This window comes from Nannocystis sp. RBIL2, assembly GCF_026626745.1.
GTDB lineage: Bacteria > Myxococcota_A > Polyangia > Nannocystales > Nannocystaceae > Nannocystis.
In genome coordinates this window covers 5472616-5490143 of the sequence record NZ_JAPNJW010000001.1, presented here as the reverse complement: position 1 = coordinate 5490143, position 17528 = coordinate 5472616, and the positions used below count along the sequence as shown (strand labels likewise).

16 protein-coding genes and 1 pseudogene are annotated in these 17528 nt (G+C 71.5%); 7 read left to right on the top strand and 10 right to left on the bottom strand.

What is annotated here, in order from left to right:
* Window positions 1-67: 67 nt before the first annotated feature.
* The 4 genes and pseudogenes from fbaA to OV090_RS21805 all read left to right on the top strand — a co-directional run bounded on the left by fbaA (window position 68) and on the right by OV090_RS21805 (window position 4554).
* Complete coding sequence (gene fbaA, locus OV090_RS21820) at window positions 68-1102, top strand: class II fructose-bisphosphate aldolase (protein WP_267705971.1); 1035 nt, start codon at window positions 68-70, stop codon at window positions 1100-1102.
* Between the two features lie 38 nt (window positions 1103-1140).
* Entirely contained in the window at window positions 1141-1755 is a 615-nt protein-coding gene (locus tag OV090_RS21815) for an L-threonylcarbamoyladenylate synthase (protein ID WP_267705970.1), read from the top strand.
* A 53-nt stretch (window positions 1756-1808) separates the two neighbouring features.
* Window positions 1809-2579: pseudogene (locus tag OV090_RS21810) on the top strand (site-specific DNA-methyltransferase); the annotation flags it as partial.
* A gap of 565 nt (window positions 2580-3144) precedes the next feature.
* The gene (locus tag OV090_RS21805; protein ID WP_267705968.1) at window positions 3145-4554 is read left to right on the top strand and encodes a ferritin-like domain-containing protein; all 1410 of its coding nucleotides are present in this window, start codon (window positions 3145-3147) and stop codon (window positions 4552-4554) included.
* 235 nt (window positions 4555-4789) lie between these two features.
* Here the strand turns inward: OV090_RS21805 and OV090_RS21800 are convergent, their stop codons facing one another.
* The 3 genes from OV090_RS21800 to OV090_RS21790 form a co-directional block, all read right to left on the bottom strand.
* The gene (locus tag OV090_RS21800) at window positions 4790-5662 is read right to left on the bottom strand and encodes a hypothetical protein (protein ID WP_267705967.1); all 873 of its coding nucleotides are present in this window, start codon (window positions 5660-5662) and stop codon (window positions 4790-4792) included.
* A 175-nt stretch (window positions 5663-5837) separates the two neighbouring features.
* A complete protein-coding gene (locus OV090_RS21795) occupies window positions 5838-7862 on the bottom strand; it encodes a HEAT repeat domain-containing protein (RefSeq protein ID WP_267705966.1) in 2025 nt (674 codons plus the stop codon).
* A 40-nt stretch (window positions 7863-7902) separates the two neighbouring features.
* Window positions 7903-9174 (bottom strand): family 3 adenylate cyclase, encoded by a 1272-nt coding sequence (locus OV090_RS21790; RefSeq protein ID WP_267705965.1) that lies wholly within the window; start codon window positions 9172-9174, stop codon window positions 7903-7905.
* Window positions 9175-9334: 160 nt separating this feature from the next.
* On the opposite strand from OV090_RS21790, the gene OV090_RS21785 reads away from it, so the two are divergent.
* Entirely contained in the window at window positions 9335-9883 is a 549-nt protein-coding gene (locus OV090_RS21785; protein ID WP_267705964.1) for a hypothetical protein, read from the top strand.
* 22 nt (window positions 9884-9905) lie between these two features.
* A complete protein-coding gene (locus OV090_RS21780; protein WP_267705963.1) occupies window positions 9906-10310 on the top strand; it encodes a hypothetical protein in 405 nt (134 codons plus the stop codon).
* On the opposite strand, the gene add is transcribed toward OV090_RS21780, so the two are convergent.
* From add to hemE, 5 genes are all read right to left on the bottom strand, one after another.
* Window positions 10307-11371, bottom strand: coding sequence for an adenosine deaminase (add, locus tag OV090_RS21775; RefSeq protein WP_267705962.1), 1065 nt, complete (start codon window positions 11369-11371; stop codon window positions 10307-10309). The genes OV090_RS21780 and add overlap by 4 nt on opposite strands.
* A 27-nt stretch (window positions 11372-11398) precedes the next feature.
* Window positions 11399-11974, bottom strand: a complete 576-nt coding sequence (hpt, locus tag OV090_RS21770; protein ID WP_267705961.1) for a hypoxanthine phosphoribosyltransferase — start codon at window positions 11972-11974, stop codon at window positions 11399-11401.
* A 221-nt stretch (window positions 11975-12195) separates the two neighbouring features.
* On the bottom strand, window positions 12196-13326 hold the full coding sequence (locus OV090_RS21765) for a mechanosensitive ion channel family protein (RefSeq protein WP_267705960.1): 1131 nt from the start codon (window positions 13324-13326) through the stop codon (window positions 12196-12198).
* 86 nt (window positions 13327-13412) lie between these two features.
* Window positions 13413-13973, bottom strand: a complete 561-nt coding sequence (locus OV090_RS21760) for a hypothetical protein (protein WP_267705959.1) — start codon at window positions 13971-13973, stop codon at window positions 13413-13415.
* Window positions 13970-14986 carry a uroporphyrinogen decarboxylase gene (hemE, locus tag OV090_RS21755; RefSeq protein ID WP_267705958.1) on the bottom strand — a complete coding sequence of 339 codons (1017 nt, stop codon included), beginning with the start codon at window positions 14984-14986 and terminating at the stop codon, window positions 13970-13972. Before hemE ends, OV090_RS21760 begins: the two co-directional genes overlap by 4 nt.
* A gap of 127 nt (window positions 14987-15113) precedes the next feature.
* On the opposite strand from hemE, the gene OV090_RS21750 reads away from it, so the two are divergent.
* A complete protein-coding gene (locus tag OV090_RS21750) occupies window positions 15114-16019 on the top strand; it encodes a hypothetical protein (RefSeq protein ID WP_267705957.1) in 906 nt (301 codons plus the stop codon).
* Between the two features lie 52 nt (window positions 16020-16071).
* On the opposite strand, the gene OV090_RS21745 is transcribed toward OV090_RS21750, so the two are convergent.
* Window positions 16072-16647 (bottom strand): hypothetical protein, encoded by a 576-nt coding sequence (locus OV090_RS21745; protein ID WP_267705956.1) that lies wholly within the window; start codon window positions 16645-16647, stop codon window positions 16072-16074.
* Complete coding sequence (locus OV090_RS21740) at window positions 16641-17159, bottom strand: methylated-DNA--[protein]-cysteine S-methyltransferase (RefSeq protein WP_267705955.1); 519 nt, start codon at window positions 17157-17159, stop codon at window positions 16641-16643. The genes OV090_RS21745 and OV090_RS21740 overlap by 7 nt, the downstream gene beginning before the upstream one ends.
* Window positions 17160-17528 lie beyond the last annotated feature (369 nt).

Sequence of the window (17528 nt, the reverse complement as noted above, 5' to 3'; positions counted from 1 at the left end):
GCGGTTTTCGCGGTGCCGCCGCGCGAGAGGTGTGTTACCCCTTGGCCGCGCCAAGCCCGGAGGAACCATGCCCGTCGCCGACTACGCCACCTACTGCCGCATGCTCGACAACGCCAGGGCGAACAAGTTCGCCTACCCGGCCATCAACATCACCTCGTCGAGCACCATCAACGCCGCGCTGGCGGCGTTCAGCGAGGCCAAGAGCGACGGCATCCTGCAGGTGAGCACCGGCGGCGGCGAGTTCGCTTCGGGACAGGGCGTGAAGGACATGGCCTTCGGCGCCATCGCGCTGGCGGAGTTCATCCACCGCGTCGCCGAGCGTCACCCGCACTACGTGGCGATCCACACCGACCACTGCCCGGCCGACAAGATCGACAAGTTCATGCGCCCGCTGCTGGCCGAGACCCGCCGCCGACGCGCGGCCGGGCTGCCCAACCTGTTCTCGTCGCACATGTTCGACGGCTCGGAGCTGCCGCTCGGCGAGAACATGAAGGTCGCGCGTGAGCTGCTCCAGGAGTGCGCCGAGCTCGAGATCATCCTCGAGGTCGAGGCCGGTGTGGTCGGCGGCGAAGAGGACGGGGTCAACAACGAGCACGCGCCGGCGTCGAAGCTCTACACCACCCCCGAAGACATGGTCGCGGTGGCGCGGGCGCTGCGCGAGATCAAGGGCGGGCGCTACATGTTCGCCGCCACGTTCGGCAACGTGCACGGCGTGTACAAGCCGGGCAACGTCAAGCTCAAGCCGACTATCCTTCGCGACGGACAGCAGGCGGTCGCGCGCGAATTCGGCGAGGCGGCGCGCTTCGACCTCGTGTTCCACGGCGGCTCCGGCAGCGAGCTGAGCGAGATCCACGAGACCCTCGAGTACGGCGTCGTCAAGATGAACATCGACACCGACACCCAGTACACCTATACCCGGCCCATCGCCGACCACATGCTGAAGAACTACGACGGCGTGCTGAAGATCGACGGCGAGGTCGGCAACAAGAAGCAATACGACCCGCGCTCGTACCTCAAGGCCGCCGAGAAGAGCATGCAGGCGCGCATCAAGCAGGCCTGCGCCGACCTGCGCTCGACCGGCACCACGCTGTTCAAGCGCTAGACTTCACTCGACCTCTCACGAAAGCTGCACGAACGATCATGCGGGTACACGTCGACGCCGAGCGCCCGAACCCGCGCAAGCTGCAGCCCGCGGTCGACGCCTTGAAGAAGGGGCAGGTGATCGTCTACCCGACCGACACCGGGTACGCGTTCGGCTGCGCCATGTCGAGCGTCAAGGGCATCGCGGCGATCCGCAGGCTCAAGGGGCTCGACGAGCGCTCGCACAAGCCGCTGACGATGATCGTGTCGGGCCTCGCCGATGTCGGCCGCTTCGGGGTGCTCGGCACCTCGCACTTCCGCCTGGTCCGCCGCCTGCTGCCGGGGCCGTACACTCTGGTGCTGGCGGCGACTTCCGAGGTGCCGAAGAGCATGCACAACCGCCACCACGAGGTCGGCCTGCGCGTGCCCGATCACCTGGTGTGTCGCATGCTGATCGGCGAGCTCGGCGAGCCGCTGCTCAACGGCTCGGTCACGCCGGGCGAGGGGTCGACGCCCGAGCTCGAGGACGCCGAGGAGCTCGAGAACCGCTACGCCCGCGAGGTGGCGGTGACGGTCGACGTCGGCCCGCAGTGGCCCGACCCGTCGACGGTGCTGCGGATGATCGGCGACGACATCGAAGTGTTGCGCGAGGGCAAGGGGGACTACCGTCCGTGAGCGACGAGGCGGCGCCGCCGCGGCCGCGGGCGCGAATCGTGCTCGCAGACAACATGGACCTGCTGCCCGGCCTGCCGGCCGGCGGCTTCTCGCTGATCTACATCGACCCGCCGTTCAACACCGGGCAGACCCAGCGGCGGGCGCAGCTGCGGACGGTGCGTGACGCCGAGGGCGACCGCACCGGCTTCAAGGGTCAGCGCTACCGCACGATCAAGCTCGGCGAGCGCCACTACGCCGACGTCTTCGACGACTACCTCGAGTTCTTGTGGCCGCGGCTCGAGCAGGCGCACCGCTTGCTGGCGGCCGACGGCAGCTTCTTCCTCCACCTCGACTACCGCGAGGTGCACTACGCGAAGATCGCCTGCGACCAGATCTTCGGCCGCGAGTGCTTCATGAACGAGATCGTGTGGTCGTACGACTACGGCGGTCGCTCGAAGTCTCGCTGGTCGGCCAAGCACGACAACATCCTGTGGTACGCCCGCGACCCCGCGCGCTACACGTTTCAGTACGAGGCGATCGATCGGATCCCCTACATGGCCCCGGGCCTCGTCGGGCCGGAGAAGGCCGCCCGCGGCAAGACCCCGACCGACGTGTGGTGGCAGACGATCGTCAGCCCGCAGGGGCGCGAGAAGACCGGCTACCCGACGCAGAAGCCGCTCAAGATCCTCGAGCGGATCGTGGTCGTCCACTCGCGCCCCGGCGACCTGCTGCTCGACTTCTTCGCCGGCAGCGGCAGCTTCGGCGAGGCGGCGCTGCGCCACGGTCGCGACGTGGTGCTGGTCGATCAGAACCCGGAGGCGGTCGAGGTGATGCGTCGCCGGCTCGGGTTCGCGGCGCCGACGATCGAGGCGCTCGGTTCGCTGACGTTGTTGCCGAGCGAGACCGTCACGGCGCCGCCGGGCGAGGCACCGGCCGCAGAGCCGCTCGCGGCCGAGTCGGCGGCGACGCTGGAGCCGACGCGGCAGGACGAGGCGCCGGCAGAGTCGACGGTTGAAGATCGGCCCGCGGCGGCGTCACCGGAGCCGGCGCGGCAGGACGACGCGCCGGAGGAGTCGCTCGCGGACGAGGCCGAGGTGACGCTCGCGGCGGAGACCAGCGAAACGCCCGTGATCGTCGGCGAGAGCCCGGCAGCGGCCGAAGAGGCCGGTTGAAACTCGTTTTTTTTACCCATGCGGACATTCGCGGCCGAGCGCGGTCGGATGTCCGAAGAGACATGTGCGCGTAATTGCGCGAAGTGCTGACAACGCGTATTGAACCCGGGCCAGGCGCGCGTCACCTGGTGTGATTGCCGGAGGTGCGAGCGAGGGCGGTCGGTCACGACATCCGTGTCGTGCCGTGAATCGCATGAGCCCGGTGGCGTGGTCGGCACGGCTTGGTTAGGTTTCCCCCATGCGCTCCTATTTTGACGTGACCCGCGCCTTCTACGTGGAGCTGATGGCCGGGCTGGGTCTGGTCGCGGCTTGTGGGGGCGCGAGCGGCGAGACCACTGCGGCGACCGACCCGAGCTCCACGTCGTCGACCGGCGCGGCCACGGCGGCCGTGACGACCAGCGCGACCGACGACTCGGGCGCGGTGACGGACAGCACGGAGGGCGTGACCACGACGACGACGAGCGAGGGCACGACCGCCGGCACGATCACGACCACTGTGAACTCGATCACCGGCGAGGAGAGCACCACCGCCGAGACGACCGGCGAGGCCAGCGGCACGACGACGACCACGGGCACGACGTCGACGACGAGCACGACGACGGGCGAGCAGACCACCGGCGACACCAGCGAGCTGACGTGCGACCCGCCGCCGCCCGGGATGACGCAGAAGTACGTGTGCTTCCCGGTGCCCGACGGCCTGGCCGACTGCGCCGCATGCGACGCGACGTGCACGCAGAGCTGGGCCAACGCGGCGGCCAGCGGCGATCCGTTCTGCAGCTACAACGAGCTGATCGTGCAGTGCGGCCCGGACCCGATGCCGGCGGTGCCGGATCAGTGCTGCTACTTCGTCGCCCACGGCGACGGCATGGTCTGCGAGGGCCGGCCGTTCGTGGTCGAGGGCGAGGGCCGGGTGGCGCCGAACCTGCGCCGCAGCGACTGGGGCGGCCAGGTGATGCCGTCGCTCGCGGGCCTCGACGATCCGACCCGAGCGGCGCTGGCCGACCTGTGGGGCGCCGCGGCGGCCGACGAGCACGCGTCGGTGGCCGCGTTCGCCCGCTTCGCCCTCCAGCTGCTGGCCGTCGGCGCGCCGGCTTCGCTGGTCGACGGGGCGCAGCGCGCGATGGCCGACGAGATCGCCCACGCGCGCGCCTGCTACGCGCTGGCGGGCGCGTACGCGGGGACGCCGATGGGACCTGGCCGATTGGACATGTCCTCTGCGCTAGGCGACACCGGCCTGCCGGCGCTGGCGGCCGCGGCGGTGCGCGAGGGCTGCGTGGGCGAGACTCTGGCGGCGCTGCTCGCCCAGGTGGCGACCTTCCAGGCCGACGACTACGCGGTCCGCAGCGCGCTGAAGCAGATCGCGGTCGACGAGGGCCGCCATTCGCAGCTGGCCTGGCGGTTCGTGCAGTGGGCGCTGGGCCGCTCGCCCGAGGTGCGCGAGGCCGTGCGCGAGGCGTTCGCTGCGGCCCTGCGCGAGCCGATCGCCGTGCGCCCGTGGCCGGCCGACGCCGACCCGGAGCGGCTGCGCGCGCACGGGCGCCTGTCGCCCGAGGTGCAGATGACGCTGTGCCGCGACGCGCTGGTCGGGGTGATCGGCCCGGCCGCCGACGCGCTGCTCGGCCGCGCCGAACAGGACGCGGCGGCCTGAGCGAAGATCACCCGCCATCGACGCGGACAGCCGGCGCAGCAGCGCCGAGAGTCGAGCTCGCCGCAGGCTCGAAGCGGCGCCGAGATCGGTCCGACGAATCGATCATCCGGACCGACGAATCGCGGCGCCGCGTCGAGACAGCGACTGCCACGAATCCCCACCGCAGCGATTCCACGCGGGTTCGCAGTCGCGCCGAAGCGCCCGGGCCCGGAAGCCCGGACGCGGCCGGGTGCCCTCATTGCGGGCAGCGCGGGGCGATGAACTTGCCGTCGAGCTCGAAGTCGTTGTCGAGCCCGTTCCAGGTCACGTGGCACAGGCGACCGACGACCTTGTCGGCGTCGATGGCGACGATCTCGAGCGTGCCCTTCGCGCTGCCGCCCCCGCCGTCGCAATCGTCGCCGCTGCCGAGGTCGGCGCCGGTCTCCAGGCCGAAGGCGTGCACGCCGGGCCACGACAGCGAGTACAGGCCGGGGGCCTGGAAGGCGGCGGGGATCCGCACGGACAGCTCCCACTGATGGCCACACGAGATGCGGTCGTGCGGGTCGGCGCAGGTGAAGGTCTCGCTCGAGAAGCGGACGTACAGCTGGTTCGGATCGTCGTCCTCGCCGGTGGTGCCGTCGCTGTCGGGGTTCGCCGGGATCTGCGACTCGAGGTAGGCCAGGACCTCGACGTCGAGCGGCTCCGCCTCGCCGTCGCACGGCACCGGCTCCTCGGGCTGGCTGGTGGTGTACTGCGAGGTGGTGTCGCTGGCGGACCCGGGGAACTGCCCGGTGGTCACGTCAGCGGTGGTCCAGCCGTGGCTGTCGGTCTCGGAGACGATGGTGGTGGTCCAGTTGGGGCCTTCGGTCTCGGAGACGATGGTGGTGCTGGTTTCGGGCGGGCCCTCGGTGTCGGAGGACCAGCCGGGTCCCGCGGTGGTCGTCGCCGGCCCCGGGCCGCTGGTCTCGAGGGTGGTGCCCTGCCAGGTGTCCCAGGTGCCCTGGGACGGGTCGGGTGAATCACCAGTAGTGCCTGTGGTCGGCGCGGTGTCCCCGTCGTAGAGCTTGCTCTCGAAGGTGCACGCCAGCACGGTCGAGGCGACGATGAAGAGGTGGATACGGGTTGTCATGTGCATGCAGGATTCAATAGCATGCACTCCGATGATTCGATCGGACCCGTTTCGGTCCATCGGACCACGATCGGACTTCGGCGCTGGATCGGCCAAAATCCGGAGAATAGGGCCGTTCTGAGGTGGCGGGAGGGAGCGGCGGTGGCCGCGGTGTGTGCATTCGACCGGTGGGCGGTCACTGTCTCGATATTCGCCGGTCGGCGCCGATCTTCGCCATCGCCTCGCCGGATTTGCGGCGGGTGTGCGGATCTGGGTCGGCCGCGAGCGCGGCCAATGATGGTACTGCGCAGCTCGCGGCAGCGCCGTGATTGCCGAGGGCGAGCGCGGCCTGGCGGACAATGGCGGGATCGGCGTCGGCAAGCAGGCGCGTGAGGTCGGGGATCGCGGCGGTCGCTCGCGGGCCGAGTTCGATCAGCGCCGCGATCGCCTCCGCGCGCTGATCGTCGGGCTCGCCAGGAGTGACGAGGCGCAGCAGCGTCGGCAACGCTCCGATAGCGGCGTCGCCCCAGGGCAGGCGACGAAACGCGGCGAGCGCGACCCGCCGCACTGCGGGCGACTCGTCCTCCATGATGACGCGCAGGGCCGGCAGGATCGCGGGCGGGAGCGAGGGATCGGCGGCGAGCAGGTCGATCGCGGCCGACCGCACGCCGGCGTCCGGATCCGCGACGAGCGCGAGCAGCGGGCAAGCGACCGGCCGCGGGTCGGCGCCGATTCGGCGCAGCGCGAGCAGGGCCATCTGCCGCACGTAGCCGTCGGCGTGATTGAACAGGGCGACCATCTCGGGCGCGGTGTGCCGCGCCTTCTCGCCGTAGCTGGCGAGCGCCTGCAAGATGTCGAGGACGATCGCGGCGACCGGCTCGTCGTGGAGGTCGCGCGCGAGGTCTTCGATCAGTGCGGCGCCCGGCGGACCGAGGGCGAGGAGCGCCCGCGCGCCGCGCCCGCGGACCCGGTGCTCGCGGCTGCGCAGCTCGGCGCGGTGATAGGCGAGGCGATCGTCGATGGACTCGAACTCGCCGAGCGCGAGGGCGGAGAGCGGATCGTAAGGGTCGTGCGCGACGCCGAGGAGGCGCCCGCCGGGGGCGATGAAGGCGACCGCGGGGTAACTCAGCGCGCCGAAGCCCTGCCACTGCTCGTCGGTCTCGGCGTGGATGAAGCGCATCGGGCCGCCGGTGCGCCGGGCGAGATTTGCAAAAGTGGTACGGAACGGGCCGCAGGCGGCGCACCAGGTGGTGGAGAGGTTGACGACTGCGATCTGCCCCGGCGCGAGGCCGGCGACTGCGGCGTCGAGCGCGGGCCGGCCCTCGACCTCGAGCGGCGCGCTGCCGCGGGCGCGGGCCTGGCGACGCGCGAACGACAGGGTGCCGAGCGGGTCGACGAAGCGCACCCCGCCGCGATCGATGCGGCGGGCCTGCGCGGCCCGCTCGCGCACCGCGATCACGCCGTCGCCGTCGCGGTCGGGGACCTGCGGCGACCAGAAGGCGCGCGCGGCCCGATCTCCGACCTGTCCCGAAGGGAAGGTCACCACCACCGCGGTGGCGTCGGTCAGCGCGCTGAAGGCCAGCCGCGGGCGCGCCTGCGCCAGCACGACGATGCGCGCGCCGGTGCGGAGCTCGGCGAGCTCCAGCTGCAGCTCGGCGAGCGGCAGGCAGGCGTCCTGCAGCGGGATGCAGCCCCACGGGTCGTCGGCCAGCGTGTCGACCTCGGCGGCGAGGAGCACGAGCATCGCGCCGGGCTGCAGCGCGCGGCGCAGGGCGGCGAGCAATTCGGCGACGCCGGCGCGGGTCGGCGGCGCGTGGTGGGCCGCTCCTCGCGGCGCCCGGGCGCCGGCGACGAGCAGGCGATAGTCGGCCTCGTTGCGCAACGTGCTCAGTGCGTGCTCCAGCCGCGGGCCGTCGCGGCCGTCGAACACCAGGGCGAAGCGCGGCAGCTGGACGTCGAGCGGCGCCGCCTCGCGCGGCGGGAGCTTCGGCACCGACGAGAACGACGAGCCCGCGTGGATCCACCCGGCCGCGCCGGGGCGCGGGTCGCAGACGAAGGCGCTGTCGAGGTTGGCCGTGAGAGCGGAGGGGCCGGCGGCAGGCGACGGGCCGTCACAGGTCGAAACTTCGGGCGCTGGCGCTGGCGCCGGTGGGGGCGGCGCGGGGTGACATCCGCTCGCCAGCGACAACAATAAGCATACGGCGAGGCCGACCGAGCGCATGCAAAGCTCGAGGATAGCACGCCGCGCTGGCGCGCACGTGTCAGCCCTCGAAGGCGCGCAGTTCGATGCCGGAGACGTAGAACCGGAGCTCGCGAAAGTCATCGGCGTCGACACAGGCGCGCACGCGATCGCTGAGGTACAGCTTGCCCCACTCGCCGCAGTCCTGGGCCATCTTCGAGGCGATGTTGACCGGCATGCCGGCGATGTCCTTGCCGCCGCCGGCGAGGTCGAACACCAGCACGGGGCCCTGGTCGACGCCGATCCGGCAGTCGATGCCGCCCTCCGCGAGCTCGCTGCGAAAGGTCCGGGCGAACTCGAGCGCGCGCGCCGGCTCGTCGAAGGTGTAGATGCCGAGCGGCCCTGAGACCTTGACCTCGGTCCCGCGCGCGGCGGCAAGGTGACGCAGGCCCGCGTCCTTCATCTTCGCAGACAGCGACAAGTTGGCGAACAGCGCGACCGCGCGGCTGTCCGCGTCCTGGGCGTGGCGCTCGACGAGCACCACGACCTCGTGCCGCGTGTACTTGGCGGTCATCTCGCGCGCGAGCTCGCGGTCGCCGAGGCGGTCCGCGAGGCGCGTGAGGTCGGCGTGGAAGGCGTCGGAGTAGGGGATCGGGTAGCGCCTGCCGCTGGATGTCCCGAGGGACAGGCGAGGGCCGTCGACGAGGCGCCACAGCGGACCGAGCCCGTTCGTCTCGCCGATGGCGACGAGCGTGAAGTCGTGCGCGGGCGGCAGGCGACCGGCCACGGCCTGGCTGACGACGACCTCGCCGCCGGCGACGTGGTTCTCCGCGAGCTCCTCGATCGCGTCCGACGCGTCGCCGTAGAGGCCGCCGCTGGCGCTGTAGAACTCGCCGAAGTGGGCGGCGAGGCCGATCTTGATCGCACAGCGGCGGGCGACCAGATCCTGCACAGTGAGCAGCGCCGCGAGCAGGCGCTCGGCCGGGACCGCGTCGGGGTAGAACATCTGAGTGTTGTCGGCCGCCCAGATCCCCACGCTCTCGCCGCCGATCGCCAGGCCGAGCTCGTGGACGATCGCCTTCGGCTGATCGATGATGGCGAGGATCTCCATCAAGCCGCGCTCGGCGGTCATGCGCGTGAGCCCGGCCGCGTCGGACACGACGTTGAAGCCGGTGACGCGGCAGGCCGCGAGCAAGCGCAGGGCGTCGGCCTCGGTCTGCTCGCTCTCCCACCACCGCTCGAGCAAGCGGAGCGGGAGGCCGCCGACGATGTCCTGGGCGAGGTCGAACAGCGCGGGCGAGTACTGCGTGCGGGCGAACTTGGCGGCCAAGGCGAGCGGCTCTGTGGGTAGCAAGGTGCGGCGAGCTTGACAAGCGGTGCGCGTGGGCGCCCGGTCGACATCGGCGGAGGACGACGGCCCGGCGACGTCGAATACGCGTAACACTGGCGCCCGCGCCTCGTTGGCGAGCTGCGACCGGGAGGTCGCGCGGACCATCACGACTGCGAGGAGTTTTATGAAGATCTGGACATGTCTTGTCGCGCTCGCGCTCGCGGGCTGCGGCGACGACGGCAGCAGCACGACCGACAGCCCCGAGGACGCGACGCAGGTGCCGCCGACCAGCGGCAAGGTGGCGATGCGCGAATGGCTGGCCGCGGGCCACTACAAGCAATGGGCCTGCGAGGCCGGCGCCCACGACGCGACGATCGGCGTGTCGCCGCACGGGAAGCAGCGGATCTGCAGCAACGACATGCTGGCCGGCCACGGCGACGGCGAGTACCCGGTCGGGGCCGCGGCGGTGAAGGAGCTGTACGACGCCGAGGGGGCGAGCATCATCGGCTACGCGGTCTACCGCCACGTGAAATCAGGGACCGACGGCGGCAGCTGGTACTGGTACGAGGAGGTGCCGGCCGATCACCCGGCGCCGCACGACAAGGACGGGATCGTGGCCGACGGCCTCGGCGACGCCGGCCCGGCGATGAGCGTGTGTGTGAGCTGCCACCAGGCGGCCGGCAGCGACGCGGCGCACCCCGGGCACGACTTCGTGTACGTGCAGGTGCAGTGATTCGCGGTACCATGCCGGTCGCATGACCGAGGCGACCCTCGACGACGCGGCGTTGCTGGCCGGATTCGTGGCAGCGACCCTGCCAGGTCCGGCGTTCGGCCACCGCGAACACGTGCGCGTGGCCTTCCTGTTCCTGCGCATGTACGACGACTTCGGCGCGGCCGCCGTGGCCTTTCGCGCGGCGCTGCGCCGGTTCGTCGCCGCGCTCGGGGCCGAGGACCGCTACCACGAGACGCTGACGTGGGCCTACCTGGCGCTGGTCCACGAGCACATGCACGGGCACGACGACGCCGACTCGCGGGCGTTCCTGGCTCGTTGCCCGCGGCTCGGGCAGCACCGCGGCGGCGAGCTCGAGTCGCGCTGCGACGTCGCGGCGCTCCTGGCGTCGCCGCTGGCCCGTCGCGTGCTCGTGTGGCCCTCGCGCTAGCGCGGCTCGACGAAGCCGTTCGCGGCCGCGAACTCGTCGAGCTCGGTCACCGTGGCGCGCATGAATCGGCGCTTCTCGTGGTACGGCAAGAACGCGCTCTTGAAGCCGTTCAGGATCACCTGGCGCAGGGCGGCGAAGTCGAAGCCGAGCTCGGTGTGGAGCAGGTGGAGCTCGCGCGACACCGTGGTGTCGGTGATCAGGCGGTTGTCGGTGTTGACGGTGATGCGCGCGCCGAGGTCGAAGTAGAGGCGCAGCGGGTGGTCGCCGATGCTGCTGACGGCGCCGGTCTGCACGTTCGACGACGGGCAGCACTCGAGCGGGATCCGGTGGTCCACCACGTAGCGGAGCAGGTCGCCGTCCTCGCGCAGGCGGCAGCCGTGGCCGATCCGGTGGGCCCCGCACACGTGCAGCGCCTGCGCGATCGAGGCCGGGCCGTAGGCCTCGCCGGCGTGGATGGTCACGTTGATGTTGTTCTGGCGCACGAGGTTGAAGGCCTCGTGGTGGTCCTTGGGCGGGTAGTCGTACTCGGCGCCGGCGAGGTCGAAGCCGACCACGCCGCGGTTCTTGTAGGCGACCACGAGCTCGGCCATGCGCAGCGAGGACTCGGGCGAGATGTTCCTGATCCCGCACAGGATCAGGTTGCTCTCGATGTTGTGGGCCTGCTGGGCGTCATGCAGGCCGCGCAGCACGGTCTCGACCACGCGCGTGAGGCCGAGCCGGCGCCGGGTGTGCAGCATCGGCGAGTAGCGGACCTCCATGTAGCGCACGTTCTCGGCGGCGGCGTCGGCGGCCAACTCGAAGGCGGCGCGGTAGAGGGCCTCCTCGTCCTGCAGCACCTGCAGGGTGACGTCGAAGGCCTTGAGGTAGGCGACCAGGCTGCCGGCGTTCTGGCCGAGGTGCATGGCCGCGGTGAGGCCCTCGGGCGTGTCGGCCGGCAGCGACACGCCGCGCTCGCGCGCGAGCTCGAGGATCGTCGCTAGCCGCATCGAGCCGTCGAGGTGGACGTGCAGGTCGGTCTTCGGCAGGCGCTGGATCTGCTCCAGCGTCAGGGTGTCGGTCATGCTGGCCCCTGGGACATGTCGCAAGTGTCAGGTGGTGTAGATCGACGGCTTGAGCACGCCGATGTACGGGAGGTTGCGGTAGTGGCCGGCGTAGTCGAGGCCGTAGCCGACCACGAACTCGTTGGGGCAGGGGAAGCCGACGTGGCGGACCTGCAGCGGCCGCTTGCGCGCCTCGTGCTTGTCGAGGAGCGTGCAGATCTCGAGCGAGGCCGGGTGGCGCGTGCGGAGGACGTCGCACAGGTAATCGAGGGTCAGGCCGCTGTCGACGATGTCCTCGACCAGGACGATGTGGCGGCCCGTGGCCGCGTTGCTCAGGTCCTTCAAGATCCGCACCTCGCCCGAGGAGGTGGTGCGGTCGCCGTACGACGAGACGGCCATGAAGTCGATCGACAGCGGGATGTTCATGTGCCGCACGAGGTCGGCCATGAACAGCAGGCTGCCGCTCAGGATCCCGACCATCAGCGGGTCCTTGTCCGCGTACTCGCTCGCCAGCGTGCGCCCGAGCTCGGCGACGCGCTCGTGGATCTGCTTCTCGGTCAGGAGGATCTTCGAGAGGTCCGCGGTGAGGCCGCCCTGCCAGGTGTCCGTGGTCGTGTGTGTCATGCGCGCTCTTGCGCGGGAGGATACACGAGCGCCCGGCGCGCGTCAGCCCGCGCAGGGGCCGTGATCGCTGCTCCGACGCGGTCGCAGCGGTCGCCGCGGCGGACGACGACGTCCGCGACGTCCGCGAGCTCGGAGCACGGAGGTCGAGCGAGCGTCGTGACCGAGGCTCACGCATGCGACCGCGTTCACGAGCCCGAACCGGTCGGGCCGACGCGCGGCGCTCACGGGGCGGGCGGGGCCAGCAGCGGGCGCGGGGCGCTGAGGGCCAGAGCGGGGCGCGGCTCGGGGGCGGGCAGGGCGACGGGCTCCGGCAGGCCCTTGATGTAGACGTCGTGCTTCGAGTAGGGGATCTCGATGTTCGCGGCCGTCAGGGCCTTGTAGACGCGGCAGTTGAGGTTGTCGAGCACGTCCTCCAGGAGGCCCGGCTGGACGATCCACACCATCAGCGAGAACTCGAGGCCCGAGCCGCCGAAGCTCGTGAACACCACCGAGGGGGCGGGCTCGTTGCAGATGTTCGGCTGGCCTTTGGGACATTCGAGGAGCACGCCGCGCACGAGGTCGATGTCGGAGCCGTAGGCGACGGACACCTTGATCGCCACGCGCTCCTTCTCGGCCGGGCCGGCGCTCTCGTTGACGACCTTGGAGTTGCCGATGATCGAGTTGGGGACGGTGATCTCGATGTTGTCGCGGGTGAGGATCCGGGTCGAGCGCAGGCCGATGTCGGTGACGCGGCCGCGCGAGCCGTCGTCGAACTTGATCATGTCGCCGATCTTGTAGGGGGCGTCGGCGAGGATGAAGATGCCGGCGAACAGGTTGGCCAGCGAGTCCTTGGCGGCGAAGCCGACGGCGATGCCGACGATGCCGGCCGAGGCGAGCCAGCCGGTGACGTCGACCTTCCACGCCAGCAAGGCGAAGTAGATGGCGCCGCCGAACAGGATCAGCTTGGCGAACATGTCGAACAGCGGCAGCGTGCGCGGCTGCAGGAACGAGCCCTCGCCGGCGCGCTGGCTGAAGTGGCGCAGCACGAGCGTGGCGATCCGGATGGCCGCGCCCGTCCACACGATCACGGCCACCGTCTCGAGCAGCGGGTCGCCGATGTGCTTGAAGCGGGCGCCGTCGTCGATGATGCTGGCCGACCAGCGCAGCCCCGCGAGCAGCACGGTGATGAAAACCGGGCGTCGCAGGATCGCGACAATTTGGTCATCGAGGTCGGTTTTGGTCTTCCGCACCAGGAGCAGCACGACGCCGCGGAAGAACAGCTCGATCAGGAAGGCGGCGACGATGCTGCCCAGGAGGACGGCGCCGGCGCGGATGGTGGGGACTTCGAGCAGCTCCAGCAGCGCTTCGGGCATACGCGGACGCCCGAGGATGCCGCGCTGTCGGCCCGCGGTTCAAGTCGTGAGCGCGAATACACGTCTTCGAGTGTGGTCTTCGGACCTCAGGGGCCCAGAGCGGCGCGTACGGCGTCGGCGAGCGCGCGGGGGGCCTCCGGCGCGGGGCCGCTCGCGACGTGGACGATCCGCCCGTCGCGGCCGAGCACCAGCGCCGTGGGCAGCGCGGCGACCTGCAAGCGGGCCGCGAGGGCGCCCTGCGGATCCCAGCCGAGCTCGAAGCCGTGGAGGCGCAGGTCGGGCTCGGGGCTGAGGCGGCTGCGGTCGCTGTCGAGGGCGACGACGACGACTGCGAGGCGGGCGGCGCCGTACTCGCGCAGGAGGTCGTTGTAGAGGGCGAAGCTCGCCGGCCACGAGGGCAGCGCGGCCGAGGTGAGCTCGAGGACGACGACGCGGCCGCGCAGGCTGGGCAGCGGCAAGCCGGGGCCGGCCAGCAGGGGGACGGTGAGGTCGAGGACCTCGCCGGTGCCGTGGCGGATCGGCTGCGCGGGCAGGACCGGGGCGTCGGGCGGCGGAGGTTCGGGCGGCGGGGCGGTCTGCGGGCGCGTACACGCGGCGGTCAGCGCCGCGAGCGCGGCGGGCAGGAGCACGCGCGACGAGAGGCTCATGCGTCGTGGACCGTGTCGACCAGGAGGCGCGCGATCGCCGGGTCGGTGTGGCGGGAGATCCCATGGCCGAGGTTGAAGATGTGGGCCTTGGCCCGCCGACCGGCGGCGACCACCGCCCGCGCCTTGCGCTCGACCAGCGCCGGCGGGCCGAGCAGGGCGAACGGGTCGAGGTTGCCCTGCACGACCCGCTCGGGGCCGACGACGTCGATCGCCTGGGCCATGTCGATCGACCAGTCGATGCCGACGACGTCGGCCGGCATCTCGGCCGAGTAAGCGAGCAGGTTGGCGTTGCCGCGGGTGAACATGATCAGCGGCACGCCGAACTGGCGCACGGCGGCGCACAGGCGGGCGGTGTGCGGCTGCACGTGCTCGCGGTAGTCGTCGGGGGCGAGCGCGCCGGCCCAGCTGTCGAACACCTGCAGCGCGTCGACGCCGGCCTCGACCTGGCCGCGCAGGTAGTCGATCAGGAGGTCGGTGATCCGCGACATCAGCTGTCCGAAGAGACCTGGCTCGCAGAACATGAGCGATTTGACATGTTCGAACTCGCGGCTGGTCTTGCCCTCGACGAGGTAGCTGAGGGTGGTGAAGGGGGCGCCGCAGAAGCCGATCAGCGGCACGCGGTCGGCGAGGGCGGCCTTGCAGGCGCGCACGGCCGCGTAGACGTAGTGGCAGGCCTCGCGCGGGTCGATCCACTGCAGGCGGTCGACGTCGGCCTGGGTGCGCACGGGGGTGGCGACCACCGGCGAGGGCTCGAAGCGGACGTCGACGCCGAGGGCGTCGAACACGACGAGGATGTCGGAGAACAGGATCGCGGCGTCGACGCCGAGGCGATCGATCGGCTGCAGCGTGACCTCGGCGCACAGCTCGGGGGTGCGGCACAGCTCCTCGAAGCTGACCTTGGCCCGGACCGCGCGGTACTCGGGGAGGTAGCGCCCGGCCTGTCTCATGAGCCAGATCGGGGTCCGCTCGGGGCGTTCGCCGCGGCAGGCGCGGAGGAAGCTGTCGTTGTGCATGGCCCGGGCACGATAGCGCACCCGGGGGGGCGCGGGGCCCCGCGCCCCAGGCGCGGATGCACACGCGGCGGCGAGGGCGGTTCGGCGCCCCCTGGCGCGTCCGCGGGCCCTTTGCCATCCTCGGTCCATGCGACTTAGATCTCTCTTGTTGATCTCCAGCGTCGGCCTCGCGGCGTGTTCGACGGCCGCTCCCCAGAGCAGCGAGACCCTCGGCAACAGCACCGCGTCGGCCTCGAACACCGACGGGACCACCGATGTCAGCGGGCCGGGGTCGACGGCCGCCACCGACTCGCCGGTCACCACCCTCGAGCCGACCTCCGACACCGGGACGACGGACGCGTCCACGACCGCGCTCTCGGCGACCACCAGCGGCGAGCCGACGACCACGGAGGACTCCGGTACGGCGGCCCCGAGCACCACCGAGGCGATGAGCACGACCAGCGGCGAGACGACGCTCGGCACCACCGGCGAGACGACCGAGCCCGACACGGGGACCGGCACCGACGGGACGACCGGCGGCATGGGCGGCGGGCCGTGCGAGGTCGACGCCGACTGCAAGCTGCACGACGACTGCTGCTCGTGCTACGGCATCCCGAACGATCAGACCGACCCGATCTGCAAGTCCGAGTGCGAAGCGACGCAGTGCGAGCAGATCGGCATCGACGAGGCCAAGTGCGTGCTCGGCCAGTGCACCACCGAGAAGGTCGACTGCAGCAGCGAGGTCGCCTGCGACTCGCTGCCGCCCGACTGCCCGGAGGGCACGCTGCCGGGGATCGAAGGCGCGTGCTGGAGCGGCGCGTGCGTGCCGGTGATCTCGTGCGACAAGGTGCCCGACTGCAAGCTGTGCCCCGAGACGCAGATGTGCGTCGAATTCCAGGCGTTCGAAACCAACCGCACGTGCCTGCCCCTGCCGACGGAGTGCGGCGGCAAGGCGAGCTGCGAGTGCGCGGGCGAGGCCTGCGTCGAGCCGTTCGGCTTCTGCGGCGAAGGGGCGGGCGACGTCGACCTGGCGTGCGCGTGCCCGAACTGCTGAGACGCGCGGCGCCGCGGTGAGCGAAGAACGAGCCGCGGCCGCGAGGTCGCGGCTACGGCTGGCAGCGCTCGGGCGACCACAAGTGGGCGGCGCGACCCTCGAGGAAGCGGACGCACAGGTCGGGGTAGATGATGTCGAAGGCGCCGAAGGGCCCGAGCTCGACGAGCCGGTCGGGCTTGCCGCGCACTGCCTCGACCTCTGCGAGGGACATGCCAGCGTGGATCTTGCCGACGCCCCGCTCGTACTCGGCGATCTCGTCGGCGACGCCGAGCATCCGCTCGCCCCGGCGGGTGCGCGGGACGCTGTAGCGCGCGGTGACCTCGTAGGTGCCGCCGAGCTGCCCGGGCTGCCAGCGGGCGAGGATGAAGATCAGGTCGTCCTCGTCGAAGGCGTGGAAGAACCAGGCGACGTGGCCCTCGTCCCGGGCGGTCCGCTGCAGCTCCTCGCGAGCCCGCTCCTGCAGGCGCAGCGCCTCGCGCCACGAGAGGTCCTCGCGCGGGGCGGTGTCGATGCCGGTGAAGACGACGTGCACGAGGCCCTTGGGGACCTCGTGCAGCCGGCCGCCGTCAGGGTTGGTGGCGCAGGCGCCGGCGAGGAGGGCGAGCGCGAGCGAGCTCCGCTTCAACATCGCGGCGGATCGTAGCCGGGGAACACGGCGCCCACCAGCCGAGCCTCGTGGGCCAGGAGCCACCGCTTGCGCTCGAGGCCGCCCCCGAAGCCGACGAGGCTGCGATCGCTGCCGACGACGCGATGACAGGGGACGATGATGGGGATCGGGTTCTTGTTGTTGGCGCCGCCGACGGCCCGGGTGGCGGTGGGCCGACCCATGGCCCGGGCGATGTCGCCGTAGCTGCAGATCGCGCCGAACTCGACGGCCATCAGGGCGGCCCACACGGCCCGCTGAAACTCGCTGCCCTCGGCGCCCAGCGGGACGTCGAAGCGCCGCCGCTCACCGGCGAAGTATTCGTCCAGCTCGCGCCGCGCCTGCTGCAACACGGGCTCGTCGTCCCGCTCGCTGCCGTAGGCGGCCGGGGTCGGGTCGCCCTGCCGCTCGGTCAGGTGGACGCGGCGCAAGGCTCCGCCGCCGGCGACGAGCCGCAGGTCGCCGATCGGGCTGGACATCCATGTCCAAAAGGTCATTGTCATGAGATGTTCCTCGAGACAGGTCGAGAGGGCTGTGTGATGGGGTGGAGAGGGCGAGGCTCACCAGGTGTAGCGCGGCGCGAAGGCGCGCGCCGCTGAATTCGCGCGTCGCCGCGGGAGCGCGTCCGGAGCGGCGAGACCACGGGCGCGGGCTGGGGGGCGAGCGCCACCGCGACAGGGTTGTGGGGCCGGGTCTTGGTGCGAGGCTCGCGTGGGGGCGGTTCGCTACGTTGGGGCTTCGCGGGCGAGGCATGTCGAGCTCGAAGTCCGCGCGACGGTCGGAGATCGCGACAGGCCCGCGTCAGCGCGGAGGCCGAGCGAGCGCGCCGCGAGGTCGAGCTGCGAGGGTGCGACGAGTACGGTCGC

What these genes read in the sequence shown, in the direction of transcription:
- fbaA (WP_267705971.1), top strand. Translation starts at nt 68, where the DNA reads ATGCCCGTCGCCGACTACGCCACCTACTGCCGCATGCTCGACAACGCC.
- OV090_RS21815 (WP_267705970.1), top strand. Translation starts at nt 1,141, where the DNA reads ATGCGGGTACACGTCGACGCCGAGCGCCCGAACCCGCGCAAGCTGCAG.
- OV090_RS21805 (WP_267705968.1), top strand. Translation starts at nt 3,145, where the DNA reads ATGCGCTCCTATTTTGACGTGACCCGCGCCTTCTACGTGGAGCTGATG.
- OV090_RS21800 (WP_267705967.1), bottom strand. Translation starts at nt 5,662, where the DNA reads ATGACAACCCGTATCCACCTCTTCATCGTCGCCTCGACCGTGCTGGCG.
- OV090_RS21795 (WP_267705966.1), bottom strand. Translation starts at nt 7,862, where the DNA reads ATGCGCTCGGTCGGCCTCGCCGTATGCTTATTGTTGTCGCTGGCGAGC.
- OV090_RS21785 (WP_267705964.1), top strand. Translation starts at nt 9,335, where the DNA reads ATGAAGATCTGGACATGTCTTGTCGCGCTCGCGCTCGCGGGCTGCGGC.
- OV090_RS21780 (WP_267705963.1), top strand. Translation starts at nt 9,906, where the DNA reads ATGACCGAGGCGACCCTCGACGACGCGGCGTTGCTGGCCGGATTCGTG.
- add (WP_267705962.1), bottom strand. Translation starts at nt 11,371, where the DNA reads ATGACCGACACCCTGACGCTGGAGCAGATCCAGCGCCTGCCGAAGACC.
- hpt (WP_267705961.1), bottom strand. Translation starts at nt 11,974, where the DNA reads ATGACACACACGACCACGGACACCTGGCAGGGCGGCCTCACCGCGGAC.
- OV090_RS21765 (WP_267705960.1), bottom strand. Translation starts at nt 13,326, where the DNA reads ATGCCCGAAGCGCTGCTGGAGCTGCTCGAAGTCCCCACCATCCGCGCC.
- OV090_RS21760 (WP_267705959.1), bottom strand. Translation starts at nt 13,973, where the DNA reads ATGAGCCTCTCGTCGCGCGTGCTCCTGCCCGCCGCGCTCGCGGCGCTG.
- hemE (WP_267705958.1), bottom strand. Translation starts at nt 14,986, where the DNA reads ATGCACAACGACAGCTTCCTCCGCGCCTGCCGCGGCGAACGCCCCGAG.
- OV090_RS21750 (WP_267705957.1), top strand. Translation starts at nt 15,114, where the DNA reads ATGCGACTTAGATCTCTCTTGTTGATCTCCAGCGTCGGCCTCGCGGCG.
- OV090_RS21745 (WP_267705956.1), bottom strand. Translation starts at nt 16,647, where the DNA reads ATGTTGAAGCGGAGCTCGCTCGCGCTCGCCCTCCTCGCCGGCGCCTGC.
- OV090_RS21740 (WP_267705955.1), bottom strand. Translation starts at nt 17,159, where the DNA reads ATGACCTTTTGGACATGGATGTCCAGCCCGATCGGCGACCTGCGGCTC.